General features: G+C 73.0%; 9 protein-coding genes and 1 pseudogene. 5 read left to right on the plus strand and 5 right to left on the minus strand.

Annotation, left to right across the window (positions count from 1 at the left end; genetic code table 11):
• Positions 1 to 213 precede the first annotated feature (213 nt).
• The 3 genes and pseudogenes from V6U89_RS15500 to V6U89_RS15510 all read right to left on the minus strand — a co-directional run.
• A pseudogene (locus tag V6U89_RS15500) lies at positions 214 to 975 on the minus strand (ABC transporter ATP-binding protein); the annotation flags it as partial.
• 26 nt (positions 976 to 1,001) lie between these two features.
• A complete protein-coding gene (locus V6U89_RS15505) occupies positions 1,002 to 2,084 on the minus strand; it encodes a FecCD family ABC transporter permease (RefSeq protein WP_334571755.1) in 1,083 nt (360 codons plus the stop codon).
• A gap of 56 nt (positions 2,085 to 2,140) precedes the next feature.
• Complete coding sequence (locus V6U89_RS15510) at positions 2,141 to 3,187, minus strand: FecCD family ABC transporter permease (RefSeq protein WP_334571757.1); 1,047 nt, start codon at positions 3,185 to 3,187, stop codon at positions 2,141 to 2,143.
• 136 nt (positions 3,188 to 3,323) lie between these two features.
• On the opposite strand from V6U89_RS15510, the gene V6U89_RS15515 reads away from it, so the two are divergent.
• On the plus strand, positions 3,324 to 3,683 hold the full coding sequence (locus V6U89_RS15515; RefSeq protein WP_334571758.1) for a YciI family protein: 360 nt from the start codon (positions 3,324 to 3,326) through the stop codon (positions 3,681 to 3,683).
• A gap of 55 nt (positions 3,684 to 3,738) precedes the next feature.
• On the opposite strand, the gene V6U89_RS15520 is transcribed toward V6U89_RS15515, so the two are convergent.
• Complete coding sequence (locus tag V6U89_RS15520) at positions 3,739 to 4,212, minus strand: cytidine deaminase family protein (protein ID WP_334571760.1); 474 nt, start codon at positions 4,210 to 4,212, stop codon at positions 3,739 to 3,741.
• 146 nt (positions 4,213 to 4,358) lie between these two features.
• Here V6U89_RS15520 and hrpA point away from each other — a divergent pair, with 146 nt between their 5' ends.
• Complete coding sequence (hrpA, locus tag V6U89_RS15525; protein ID WP_334571761.1) at positions 4,359 to 8,399, plus strand: ATP-dependent RNA helicase HrpA; 4,041 nt, start codon at positions 4,359 to 4,361, stop codon at positions 8,397 to 8,399.
• A gap of 9 nt (positions 8,400 to 8,408) precedes the next feature.
• Here the strand turns inward: hrpA and V6U89_RS15530 are convergent, their stop codons facing one another.
• Positions 8,409 to 9,341 (minus strand): LysR family transcriptional regulator, encoded by a 933-nt coding sequence (locus V6U89_RS15530; protein WP_334571763.1) that lies wholly within the window; start codon positions 9,339 to 9,341, stop codon positions 8,409 to 8,411.
• Positions 9,342 to 9,376: 35 nt separating this feature from the next.
• Here V6U89_RS15530 and V6U89_RS15535 point away from each other — a divergent pair, with 35 nt between their 5' ends.
• From V6U89_RS15535 to V6U89_RS15545, 3 genes are read left to right on the plus strand one after another with little or no spacing between them, the layout of a single operon-like run.
• Positions 9,377 to 10,108, plus strand: coding sequence for a succinate dehydrogenase cytochrome b subunit (locus tag V6U89_RS15535; RefSeq protein ID WP_334571766.1), 732 nt, complete (start codon positions 9,377 to 9,379; stop codon positions 10,106 to 10,108).
• 2 nt (positions 10,109 to 10,110) lie between these two features.
• A complete protein-coding gene (locus V6U89_RS15540) occupies positions 10,111 to 12,048 on the plus strand; it encodes a fumarate reductase/succinate dehydrogenase flavoprotein subunit (RefSeq protein WP_334571767.1) in 1,938 nt (645 codons plus the stop codon).
• Entirely contained in the window at positions 12,045 to 12,806 is a 762-nt protein-coding gene (locus tag V6U89_RS15545; RefSeq protein WP_334571768.1) for a succinate dehydrogenase/fumarate reductase iron-sulfur subunit, read from the plus strand. The genes V6U89_RS15540 and V6U89_RS15545 overlap by 4 nt, the downstream gene beginning before the upstream one ends.
• The last annotated feature ends 44 nt before the right edge of the window (positions 12,807 to 12,850 follow it).

Genomic DNA, 12,850 nt, shown 5'->3' on the forward strand with positions numbered 1-12,850 from the left:
CGGAGCGGTCTGGCCCACGGGATTCGAGCCGGCCGGGCCGGCAACGGAGGACGTGCCGGCGCTGGACACCGGACCGACGGGTGCCGCCGGACCGGCGGGCGCCGCCGGACCGACGGCCGCAGGCACGCCGAGGGCGGACGGAACGTCCGCGGCCGGAGCGGGAGCGGCGACCGGGGCCCCGGGCAGCGGGGCCAGCGACGGGCTGGTGAGACCGGGCACCACCAGCGGGGCGCCGGTGACCGGGCAGGGCACCACCACGCAGTCGAGCCCGAAGACGTCCCGGACCAGCTCCGCGGTGAGGATCTCCCGTGGCGGCCCGGCGGCGACCACGGACCCGGCCCGCATCGCCACGAGGTGGTCGGCATAGCGGGCGGCCTGGTTGAGGTCGTGCAGCACGGCGACCACGGTGCGGCCCCGCTCGGCGCGCAGCCGGTGCAGCAGGTCCAGCACCTCGACCTGGTGGGCCAGGTCGAGGAACGTGGTCGGCTCGTCGAGCAGCAACGCCTCGGTGTCCTGGGCGAGGGTCATCGCGATCCAGACCCGCTGCCGCTGGCCGCCGGAGAGGGTGTCCACCGGCCGGTCGGCCAGCCCGGCGACGTCGGCGAGCGTCATCGCCCGGTCCACCGCGACGGCGTCCTGCTCCGACCACTGCCGCCACCACCGCTGGTAGGGCTGCCGGCCCCGCCCGACCAGGTCGGCCACGGTGACGCCCTCCGGCACCAGCGGGCTCTGCGGCAGCACGCCCAGCCGGCGGGCCACCTCCCGGGTGGGCAGGTCGCGGATGGCGGTGCCGTCCAGCAGCACCGCGCCCCGGCGGGGCGTGAGCAGCCGGGCCATGGTGCGCAGCAGGGTGGACTTGCCGCAGGCGTTCGGCCCGACGATGACGGTGAACGCGTCGGCGGGCAGCTCCAGGTCGAGCCCGTCGAGCACGGTCCGTTCGTCGTAGCCGGCGACCAGGTCGCGGGTGGAGAGCATCGCGCCTCCTGTGCCAGGGGTGGACGTCACGACGACCGCCGACGGCCGCGGACCAGCAGGAACATCAGGTACGGCCCGCCGATCGCGGCGGTGAGCACGCCCGCCGGCAGTTGGGTGGGGGCGAACAGCCGCCGGCCGGCGAGGTCGGCCAGCACCAGCAGCAGGGCCCCGAGCAGCGCGGCGCACACCATCGGCGGCCGCTCGGCCCGGACCAGCCGGCGGGCCACCTGCGGGGCGACCAGGGCGACGAAGTCGACCGCGCCGACCTGGGCGGTGACGGTGGCCGCGACGACGACGCCGGTGGCGGCCAGGCCGATCCGGCGGGCCACCGGGCGCAGCCCGATCCCCCGGGCGGTGTCGTCGTCCAGGGCGGAGCCGTTGAGCGCCCAGCCAGCCCAGGCCAGCACCGGCAACAGCACGGCCAGGGTGAGCGCGATCCAGACCGTCTCGGTCCAGCCCTTGCCGGCGAGGGTGCCGATCAGCCAGATCTGCGCCCGCAGCCCGTCGATCGGGTCGGCGGAGAGCATGACCACCTCGGTCAGCGCCCGCAGGGCGAACGCGACGGCGACGCCGGCCAGCACGAACCGCTGCGCGGCCAGCCCGTGCCGGGCGCCGAGCGCGAGCAGCAGGACCGCCGCGGCCAGCCCGCCGACCAGGGCCGCCGGGGCGACCAGCACGGCCGCCGCGCCGGTGGTGATCGCGACGGTGGCGGCCAGGCCGGCGCCCTGGGTGATGCCGATGACGTCGGGGCTGGCCAGGGGATTGCGGGCCACGCTCTGGATCAGCGTGCCGGCGATCCCGAAGGCCGCGCCGGCCGTCGCGGCCAGCACGAGCCGGGGCAGCCGCAGGTCGAGCACGACCAGGTCGTACGGGGTGCCGGCGCCGGAGAGGGCGCGGAGCACGTCGGCCGGCGCGACGTACGGGGTGCCGAGGCAGAGGCTGAGCAGCGCGGCCAGGGCGAGCAGCACGGTCGAGGCGAGCGCGACGAGCACCGCACGGCGGCGCACCTGGAGGCTGACCGGCCCGACCCGCACCAGCGACCGCCCGGGCAGCCCGGCCAGGCCGGTCGGGGCGGCGGCCGGGGCAACGGTCAGGTCGGGGGCGCTCACGGTGCCAGCCTCAGGTGGCGACTGCGGGGCTCGCAGACCCGGCCCACTCCTCGCGCTCACGCGGTCACCACCTTGGCGCGGCGGACCAGGTACGCCAGCAGCGGCGCGCCGATCAGCGCGGTGATGATCCCGGCCGGCACCTCACCGGGTGGGGCGATCAGCCGGCCGACGATGTCGGCGCCGAGCAGCAGGGTGGGGCCGAGCAGGGCGGAGACGCCCAGGGTCCAGCGGTGATCGGTGCCGACCAGGGCGCGGGCCAGGTGCGGCACGGCGAGCCCGACGAAGGCGATCGGCCCGGCCGAGGCGACCGCGGCGCCGGTGAGCAGCACGGCGGCGGCGCCGCCGCCGAGGCGTACCAGGCCGATCCGGTGGCCCAGGCCGCGGGCGACGTCGTCGCCGAGGGCGAGCGCGTCGAGGCCCCGGGCGACCACCGCGGCCAGGGCCAGCCCGGCGAGCACGAACGGCAGCACCTGGGCGGCGACGCCAAGGTCCCGCCCGGTCAGCCCGCCGACGACCCAGAACCGGTACTCCTCGAAGGTGCGCGCGTCGATGCTGAGCAGCGCGTAGACCACGGAGGCGAGGCTGGCGTCGAGGGCCGCGCCGATCAGCGCGAGGGTGACCGGGCTGGCGCCCTCCCGGGTCCGGTTGGCGACAGCGAAGACCAGCAGGCCGGCGCCGAGCGCGCCCGCGATGCCGAACCAGACGTACCCGGCGAGGCTGCCGACGCCGAGGACGGCGATGGCCAGCACGACGCCGAAGGAGGCGCCGGCGCTGATGCCGAGGATCCGCGGCTCGGCGAGCGGGTTGCGGGTGAGCGCCTGGAAGAGCACCCCGGCGACCGCGAGGGCGAGGCCGACGACCAGGCCCAGGGCGGTACGCGGCATCCGCAGCTCGCGCACGATGGTGCTCGCCGTGCCCCCGTCCGGGGCGACCAGCGCGTCCCAGACCTGGCCCACGCCCAGCGGCCGGCTGCCGAGCGCGAGGCTGGCGAGCACGGCGAGCAGCAGTGCGACTCCGGCCGCGACGGCGACGGCGGTGCGGCGGCCCCGCTGGCCGCCGGTGCGGCGGGCGGCGCCGACCGGACGTGCGGCGAGGGTGGTCACGATGCTCCCGAGCTGGGACTAAGGTACGCCTTACCTTAGCCGAGACGTGAAGGGTGGCCTAACCGAGCATCGTCGATAAGCCGTCGACCCGGGCACACCGGAACCAACCGGGGAAAATCCCCCCTACCCTGGGTCCATGCGATTCGACCAGCACACCCTCGTCCTCTTCAGCCGCCCGGCGGACGCGCCGGAGCTGCCCCGGGACGCGGCGGATCTGCTGCACGACACCCACCTGGCCCACCAGTCGGGGCTGGTGGAGCAGGGACTCGTGCTCGCCGCCGGGCCGTTCGTGGACCCGGACGATGCGACCCTGCGCGGTCTCGCCGTGCTGCCGATCAGCCCGGACGAGGCCCGCGAGTTGTACGCCAACGACCCGGCGGTGCGCGCCGGCCAACTCGTGGTGCGGGTGGCGAGCTGGCTGGTGCCGGAGGGCAACGTGCGCTACGAGAGCGTCGGCGTGCCCCGCTCGATGCTGGAGGCCGCCGCCGGCGACTGACCCGCCGTCGCAGCGGGCCGAGGCGCCGCCGGCGACTGGCCCACCCGGTGGAGGGTCAGTCCTCGGAGGCCGGCCGGCTGCTCGGCACGGTGGGCATCGGCCACTGCCCGGTGCGCGACGACATCGGCGCGTCGAGCTGGTGGTCGCCCCAGACGTAGGTCTCGGGCAGCAGGTCGGCGACGGGCACCGGGCGCAGCGCGTCCATCGGCCCGACGATCACCTTGATCGACGGGAAGTAGTCCAGCAGGACCTGCCGGCACCGCCCGCAGGGCGGGATGACGCCCCGCCCCCGGTCACCCACCGCGACGATGGCCTCCAGCTCGCCCGCCCCCTGGGTGGCGGCCGCGCCGATCGCGACCACCTCGGCGCACGGGCCACCGGTGAAGTGGTAGACGTTGACGCCGGTGAAGACCCGGCCGTCGGCGGTCCGGGCCGCGGCGGCGACGGTGTGGTTGTCGCTGCGGCAGCGCAGCTTGGCGACCGCGGTCGCCGCCTGCACCAGCGCGCGGTCGGTGTCCAGCATCGTCATGTCGCCGCCCCCGGATCGTGTCGCTCGCCGGAAACTGTAGCCTGGCCGGCCCGCCGGCCCGGGCAGCGACGCCGACGGGGTACGCCGGGCGGCCGGAGGTAACCCGGGGGCGCTCCGGCGGCGGGCTGCCTATCCTTGGCGACGACATGCAGAATCCAGCCGTACCCGCCGAGGCCGTCACCGTCCGCGACCTGCACCGCCGCCTCTCCTCGCTGATGTTCCGCGACCAGCGCCGCCTGCAGCGGCGGCTGGACGGCGCACGCAAGCTCCGGGAGCCCGAGCGGCGCGACGGCGCGCTCGCCGAGATCGCCGTGGACGTGGCCCGCGCCGAGGCGCGGCTGGCGGACCGGCGGGCCGCCGTGCCGGTGATCACCTATCCGGCGCAGTTGCCGGTCAGCGAGCGCCGGGACGACATCGCCGCCGCGATCCGCGACCACCAGGTGGTGATCGTGGCCGGCGAGACCGGCTCCGGCAAGACCACCCAGCTGCCCAAGATCTGTCTGGAGCTGGGGCGCGGGGTGCACGGCCTGATCGGGCACACCCAGCCCCGGCGGCTGGCCGCCCGGACCGTCGCCGACCGGATCGCCGAGGAACTCGGCACCGAGCTGGGCGACGTGGTCGGCTACAAGGTGCGCTTCAGCGACCAGGTGAGCGACCGCAGCCTGGTCAAGCTGATGACCGACGGCATCCTGCTGGCCGAGTTGCAGACCGACCGGATGCTGCGCCAGTACGACACGTTGATCATCGACGAGGCGCACGAGCGCAGCCTCAACATCGACTTCATCCTCGGGTACCTCCGGCAGCTCCTGCCCCGCCGCCCCGACCTCAAGGTGGTCATCACCTCGGCGACCATCGAGACGGACCGGTTCGCCCGGCACTTCGCCGACGCCGATGGCGAGCCGGCCCCGATCGTCGAGGTCTCCGGGCGGACGTACCCGGTCGAGGTGCGGTACCGGCCGCTGGTCGAGGTGAGCGAGGCCGAGGAGGACGAGGGCGACGACGAGGAGAACGTCCGCGACCAGATCCAGGCGATCGGCGACGCGGTCGAGGAGCTGGCCGCCGAGGGACCCGGCGACATCCTGGTCTTCCTCTCCGGCGAGCGGGAGATCCGGGACACCGCCGACGCGCTGGGCAAGCTGGTGGAGAAGAAACGGTCGCTGCTCGGCACCGAGATCCTCCCCCTGTACGCCCGGCTGTCGACCGCCGAGCAGCACCGGGTCTTCGCCCCGCACCCCGGGCGGCGGGTGGTGCTGGCCACCAACGTCGCCGAGACGTCGCTGACGGTCCCCGGCATCAAGTACGTGGTGGACCCGGGTACGGCCCGCATCTCCCGCTACTCCAGCCGGCTCAAGGTGCAGCGACTGCCCATCGAGCCGGTCTCGCAGGCCTCGGCCAACCAGCGCAAGGGTCGCTGCGGGCGTACCTCGGACGGCATCTGCATCCGGCTCTACGACGAGCAGGACTTCGAATCCCGGCCCGAGTTCACCGACCCGGAGATCCTGCGCACCAACCTCGCCTCGGTCATCCTCCAGATGACCTCGATCGAGCTCGGCGACATCGCCGCGTTCCCGTTCATCGACCCGCCGGACCGGCGCAACGTCACCGACGGCGTCAACCTGCTGCACGAGCTGGGCGCGCTCGACCCGACCGAGTCCGACCCGGCGAAGCGGCTCACCCCGCTGGGCCGGCGGCTGGCCCAGCTACCGGTCGACCCCCGGCTGGCCCGGATGGTGCTGGAGGGCGAACGCAACGGCTGCGCCACCGAGGTGATGGTGATCGCCGCCGCGCTCTCCATCCAGGACCCGCGCGAGCGGCCGGCGGAGAAGCAGGCGCAGGCCGACCAGGCGCACGCCCGGTTCGCCGACAAGGAGTCCGACTTCGTCGCGTTCCTCAACCTGTGGCGCTATCTGCGGGAGCAGCAGCGGGCGCTGTCGTCGAGCGCGTTCCGCCGGATGTGCAAGGCGGAATACCTGAACTACCTGCGGGTCCGCGAGTGGCAGGACATCGTCAGCCAGTTGCGCCAGGTGCTGCGTACCCCGGACCAGGGCGGCGGCGGGCGCGGCCGGCGCGGCGCGACGGAGGCCCCGGCGGACGGCGGACGGCGCGGCCCGACCGCGGACCTGCCGGAGGAGATCGACACCCCGAAGGTGCACCAGTCGCTGCTGCCCGGTCTGCTGTCCCACGTCGGGCTCAAGGACGCGCAGAAGCACGAGTACCTGGGGGCGCGCGGTGCGAAGTTCGCGATCTTCCCCGGCTCGGCGCTGTTCAAGAAGCCACCGCGCTGGGTGATGGCCGCCGAGCTGGTGGAGACGTCCCGGCTCTGGGGCCGCGTCGCCGGGCGGGTCGAGCCGGAGTGGGTCGAGCCGCTGGCGCAGCACCTGGTCAAGCGCAGCTACAGCGAGCCGCACTGGGAGAAGAAGCAGGCCGCGGTGATGGCCTACGAGAAGGTCACCCTGTACGGGATCCCGCTGGTCACCTCCCGCAAGGTCAACTTCGGCCGGATCGACCCGGCGCTGTCGCGGGAGCTGTTCATCCGGCACGCCCTGGTGGAGGGCGACTGGCAGACCCACCACCAGTTCTGGCGGGACAACCAGCGGCTGCTCACCGAGATCGAGGAGTTGGAGAACCGGGCCCGGCGGCGGGACATCCTGGTCGACGACGAGACGATCTTCCACTTCTACGACCAGCGCATCCCCGCCGACGTGGTCTCCGGCCGGCACTTCGACTCCTGGTGGAAGAAGACCCGCCGGGAGCAGCCGGAGCTGCTCACCTTCACCCGCGAGCTGCTGATCAACGCCGGTCGCGGCGGGGTGGACGAGGCCGACTACCCGGACGAGTGGCAGGCCGACGGGGTCACCCTGCCGCTGACCTACACCTTCGACCCGGGCACCCCGACCGACGGCGTGACCGTGGACATCCCGCTGCCGCTGCTCAACCAGGTGCCGGCGGAGACCTTCGACTGGCAGGTGCCCGGGCTGCGCGAGGAACTGGTCGTCGCGCTGATCCGGTCGCTGCCCAAGGCGATCCGGCGCAACTTCGTCCCGGTGCCGGACTACGCCCGGGCCGCGCTGGCGGCGATGCCGGCGGGCGAGGAGCCGCTGCTGGACGCGCTGACCCGGCAGCTGCGCCGGATGACCGGCGTGACCGTGCCGCGCGACGCCTGGGACGTCGACCGGCTGCCGGCCCACCTGCGGGTCAGCTTCCGGGTGCTCGACGAGGAGAACAAGCCGGTCGCCGAGGGCAAGGACCTGCCGACCCTGCAACGCCAGCTCCGCCAGGAGGTACGCCAGGTGGTGGCCGCCGCCGCGCCGGACGTCGCCCGGACGGGCCTCCGTGAATGGAGCATCGACGATCTTCCTCGCACCATCGAGCAGGTCCGGGCCGGTTACGCGGTGACCGCGTACCCGGCGCTGGTCGACGAGGGCGCGACGGTCGGGGTGAAGGTGTTCGACTCCGAGGCCGAGCAGGCCGCGGCGCACTGGGCGGGCACCCGGCGGCTGCTGCGGCTGACCGTGCCGTCGCCGGCGAAGTTCCTCCAGGGCCGGCTCTCCAACGAGGCGAAGCTGGCCCTCAGCCGCAACCCGCACGGCGGGGTGCAGGAGCTGATCTCCGACGCCGCCGGGGCCGCGATCGACAAGCTGATCGCCGACGCGGGCGGGCCCGCCTGGGACGCCGAGGGCTTCGCCGCGCTGCGCGAGCGGGTCCGCGCCGACCTGATCGACACGGTGGTCGACGTGATGGACCGGGTCCGCCGGGTCCTCGCCGCCGCGTACGCGGTGGAGCAGCGCCTCGGCGCGACCCGGAACCTGGCCGTGGTGGCCGCCCTGGCCGACATCCGCCACCAGCTCTCCGGGCTGGTGCACAAGGGGTTCGTCACCGAGGCCGGGTACGCGCGCCTGCCCGACCTGCTGCGCTACCTGACCGCGATCGAGCGGCGCCTGGACCGGCTGCCGGGCAACCCGCAGCGGGACAAGCAGCAGCAGGACCGGATCGCTGTGGTGCAGAAGGAGTACGCCGACATGCTCGCCGCGCTGCCGCCGAGCCGACGCAACTCGGCGGCGGTACGGCAGATCCGGTGGATGATCGAGGAGTTGCGGGTGAGCGTCTTCGCCCAGGCGCTCGGCACCCCGTACCCGGTGTCGGAGCAGCGGATCTACCGGGCGATGGACGACGCCGAGGGGCGCTGAGCGGCCCGGCTACGGCAGCGGTTCCACCCCCGGCGGCAGCTCGTCGGTGGCGGTGGCGTCGTGGACGTACTCCAGCAGTATCCGGCGCAGCTCCCGGCCGGCGTGGGTGGGCACCACGTCCCGGCGGCGGGCCACCGCGATGGTCCGGCGGACTCCCGGCGGGGCGAGCCGGGTGACCCGGACGCCGGCCCGGCGGGCGACCACGATGCCGGGTACCAGGGCGATGCCCAGCCCGGCCTCGACGAAGCTGAGCACGGCGTCCATCTCGCCGCCGTCGACCGAGATGGTCGGCTCGAAGCCGGCCTCCCGGCAGGCCTGGATGGTGGCGTCGCGCAGGTCGTAGCCCTCGCGGAACATCACCAGGGGCTGGTCACGCAGGTCGGTGATGCGCAGCTGACCGTTGTCCCGGGCGGCGGGCAGCGGGTCCACCGACGCGACGACGAGGCTCTCCCGCAGGATCGGGTCGGCGCGCAGCCCCGGGTCGGTGCCCTGGGCCGGCATGATGATCAACGCCAGGTCGAGGTCGCCGCGCAGCAGGTCACGGACCAGGTCCTGGGAGCCGCCCTCCTCCACCCGCAGGTCCACGGTGGGGTGGGCGTCGCGGAACCGGCGCAGCACCGGTGGGGCGAGCGAGGTGGCCAGGCTGGGGGTGGCGCCGAGGCGGACCCGGCCCCGGCGCAGGCCGACCAGTTCCTGCACCTCGCGGGTGGCGGTGTCGACGTCGGCGAGGATCCGCTTGGCCAACGGCAGCAGCACCTCGCCGGCAGCGGTGAGAGCGATGTTGCCCCTTACCCGTTCGAAGAGCGGGGCCCCCAGGTCGGTCTCCAGGGCGTGAATTTGCTTACTCAGTGAGGGCTGGGTTATGCCGACGAGGTCGGCGGCTTGGGTGAAATGTCGTACTTCTGCCACCGCCACGAAGTACTTGAGCTGATGGAGCTGCATCTACATAGCTTATGGCTATCAAGACTGCGAGGTCGATGCATTGGACGACTGATCAAAGTCCTCCTAGCGTCGGTCAGGTGGTAATCACGAAAACTCGGTCGCCCATCCGCTCGAACGTCGGCCTGAAGGCCGTCATGGCGGTGACGGGCATCCTCCTGGTGCTCTTCCTCGTCGTGCACATGCTGGGGAACCTGAAGATCTTCACCGGCGAGACGTCGTTCGACCACTACGCGCACTGGCTGCGGGACATCGGCACACCGCTGCTGCCCCACACCTGGTACCTGTGGATCCAGCGGACCGTGCTCACGGCCGCCGTGGTCGCGCACATCGTGGCCGCCACCGTGCTGGCCCGGCGCGCCCGCGCCGCCCGCCCGGTGAAGTACGCCCACCGCAAGAAGATCCAGGGCAGCTACGCCGCCCGCACGATGCGCTGGGGTGGGGTGATCATCCTGCTCTTCGTGATCTACCACATCCTGGACCTGACCACCGGTGACCTGAACCCTCAGGGCGACGCCAGCAACCCGTACGGCAACGTGGTCGCGGACTTCGCGCCGGAGCGCTGGTACGTCACGCTCTTCTACACCCTGGCGATCGTCACCGTCGGTTTCCACCTGCGGCACGGCATCTTCAGCGCGCTGCGCAGCCTGGGCCAGCAGACGCCGCAGGGTGAGCGCCGCAACCGGGCGATCGCGCTGGTCGTCGCCGTCGGCCTCTGCGTCGGCTACCTGGTGGTCCCGTTCGCCGTACTCACCGGATTGGTGTCCTGACCATGGATCTCTTCACCGAGGGCGACCCGATCGCCGACACCAAGGCTCCCGAGGGCCCGATCGAGACCCGCTGGGACCGCCGCCGCTTCGAGGCGAAGCTGGTCAACCCGGCCAACCGCCGGAAGATGACCGTGATCGTGGTGGGCACCGGCCTGGCCGGCGGCTCCGCCGCGGCGACGCTGGCCGAGCAGGGCTACCGGGTCAAGTCCTACTGCTACCAGGACAGCCCGCGCCGGGCCCACTCGATCGCCGCGCAGGGCGGCATCAACGCCGCCAAGAACTACCGCAACGACGGCGACTCGGTGCACCGGCTCTTCTACGACACCGTCAAGGGCGGCGACTTCCGCTCGCGGGAGTCCAACGTGCACCGGCTGGCCGAGGTCTCGGTCAACATCATCGACCAGTGCGTGGCGCAGGGCGTGCCGTTCGCCCGCGAGTACGGCGGCCTGCTCGACACCCGCTCCTTCGGTGGCGCCCAGGTGCAGCGGACCTTCTACGCCCGGGGCCAGACGGGCCAGCAGCTGCTGCTCGGGGCGTACCAGGCGCTGGAGCGGCAGATCGGCCTGGGCAACGTGGAGATGAACGCCCGGCACGAGATGCTGGAACTGGTCGTCGTCGACGGCAAGGCCCGGGGCATCGTCGTCCGGGACCTGGTCACCGGCGAGATCAGCACCGAGATGGCCGACGCGGTCGTGCTCGCCTCCGGCGGCTACGGCAACGTCTTCTACCTCTCCACCAACGCCAAGGGCTGCAACGTCACCGCCACCTGGCGGGCGCACCGCAAGGGCGCGTACTTCGCCAACCCCTGCTACACGCAGATCCACCCGACCTGCATCCCCGTCTCCGGCGACCACCAGTCGAAGCTGACCCTGATGAGCGAGTCGCTGCGCAACGACGGCCGGGTCTGGGTGCCGAAGGCCAAGGGCGACGACCGCGCGCCGCGGGACATCCCCGAGGACGAGCGGGACTATTACCTGGAGCGGATCTACCCCTCCTTCGGCAACCTGGTCCCCCGGGACATCGCCTCCCGCGCCGCGAAGAACGTCTGCGACGAGGGCCGCGGCGTCGGCCCGACCAAGCTCGGCGTCTACCTCGACTTCGCCGACGCCATCAGCCGGCTGGGCCGCAAGGCGATCGAGGCCAAGTACGGCAACCTCTTCGAGATGTACGAGCGGATCACCGGCGAGGACCCGTACGAGGTCCCGATGCGGATCTACCCCGCCGTGCACTACACGATGGGCGGCCTCTGGGTCGACTACGACCTCCAGTCGACCATCCCGGGTCTGTTCGTGATCGGTGAGGCGAACTTCTCCGACCACGGCGCGAACCGGCTCGGCGCCTCGGCGCTGATGCAGGGCCTGGCCGACGGCTACTTCGTGCTGCCCAGCACGATCGCCCACTACCTGGCCACCGGCCCGCTCGACAAGGTCGACGCCAGCCACCCCGAGGCGATCGCGGCCCGCCGCGACGTCGAGGACCGGATCACCCGGCTGCTGGCGGTCAACGGCGACCGGACCGTGGACTCGTTCCACCGGGAGCTGGGCCAGATCATGTGGGAGCACTGCGGCATGGAGCGCAGCGAGGCCGGGCTGCGCAAGGCCATCGACGAGATCCGCACGCTGCGGGACGAGTTCTGGCAGCGGGTGCGGGTGCCGGGCGACGGCGAGGGGCTCAACCAGTCGCTGGAGAAGGCCGGCCGGGTGGCCGACTTCTTCGAGCTGGCCGAGCTGATGTGCATCGACGCCCTGCACCGCGAGGAGTCCTGCGGCGGCCACTTCCGGGCCGAGCACCAGACCCCGGACGGCGAGGCGCAGCGCGACGACGACCGGTTCGCCTACGTGGCGGCCTGGGAGTACACCGGCACCGGTGAGCCGGTCGTGCTGCACAAGGAAGACCTGAAGTTCGAATACGTCCACCCCACGCAGCGGAGCTACAAGTGAACCTGACCCTGCGCATCTGGCGCCAGTCCGGCCCTGAGGACAAGGGTCGGATGGTGACGTACAAGGTCGACGACGTCTCCCCGGACATGTCGTTCCTGGAGATGCTCGACGTCCTCAACGAGCGGCTCATCCTCGCCGGCGAGGAGCCGGTCGCGTTCGACCACGACTGCCGCGAGGGCATCTGCGGCATGTGCGGTCTGATGATCAACGGCGACGCGCACGGGCCGCAGCGCGGCACCACCGCCTGCCAGCTGCACATGCGGCAGTTCTCCGACGGCGAGACGATCGACATCGAGCCGTGGCGGGCCCGCGCCTTCCCGGTCATCAAGGACCTGGTGGTCAACCGGAGCGCCTTCGACAAGATCATCGCCGCCGGCGGGTACATCACCGCACCGACCGGCAGCGCCCCCGAGGCGCACTCCACGCCGGTGGCCAAGGCCAACGCGGACGCCGCCTTCGAGTCGGCCGCCTGCATCGGCTGCGGCGCCTGCGTGGCGGCCTGCCCCAACGGCTCCGGCATGCTCTTCACCGCCGCCAAGCTCACCCAGCTCTCGCTGCTGCCGCAGGGCCAGCCGGAGCGCTACACCCGGGTGATCGGCATGGTCGACGCGCACGATGAGGCCGGCTTCGGTGGCTGCACCAACGCCGGTGAGTGCACCGTGGTCTGCCCGAAGGGCATCCCGCTGAACACCATCGGCCGGCTCAACCGCGACTACCTGAAGGCCACCACCAAGGGCGCGGGCACCCCCGGCTCCTGACCGCCCGTCGCGCACCGACCGCCGCATCCCACCGGGGGTGCGGC

This window comes from Micromonospora sp. CPCC 206171, from assembly GCF_036906755.1.
Taxonomy (GTDB): Bacteria; Actinomycetota; Actinomycetes; order Mycobacteriales; family Micromonosporaceae; genus Micromonospora; species Micromonospora purpureochromogenes.

Bases quoted from the DNA above. Each gene is read 5' to 3' on its own strand.
- hrpA (WP_334571761.1), top strand. From the start codon at position 4,359: ATGCAGAATCCAGCCGTACCCGCCGAGGCCGTCACCGTCCGCGACCTG.
- V6U89_RS15540 (WP_334571767.1), top strand. From the start codon at position 10,111: ATGGATCTCTTCACCGAGGGCGACCCGATCGCCGACACCAAGGCTCCC.
- V6U89_RS15520 (WP_334571760.1), bottom strand. From the start codon at position 4,212: ATGACGATGCTGGACACCGACCGCGCGCTGGTGCAGGCGGCGACCGCG.
- V6U89_RS15535 (WP_334571766.1), top strand. From the start codon at position 9,377: ATGCATTGGACGACTGATCAAAGTCCTCCTAGCGTCGGTCAGGTGGTA.
- V6U89_RS15515 (WP_334571758.1), top strand. From the start codon at position 3,324: ATGCGATTCGACCAGCACACCCTCGTCCTCTTCAGCCGCCCGGCGGAC.
- V6U89_RS15530 (WP_334571763.1), bottom strand. From the start codon at position 9,341: ATGCAGCTCCATCAGCTCAAGTACTTCGTGGCGGTGGCAGAAGTACGA.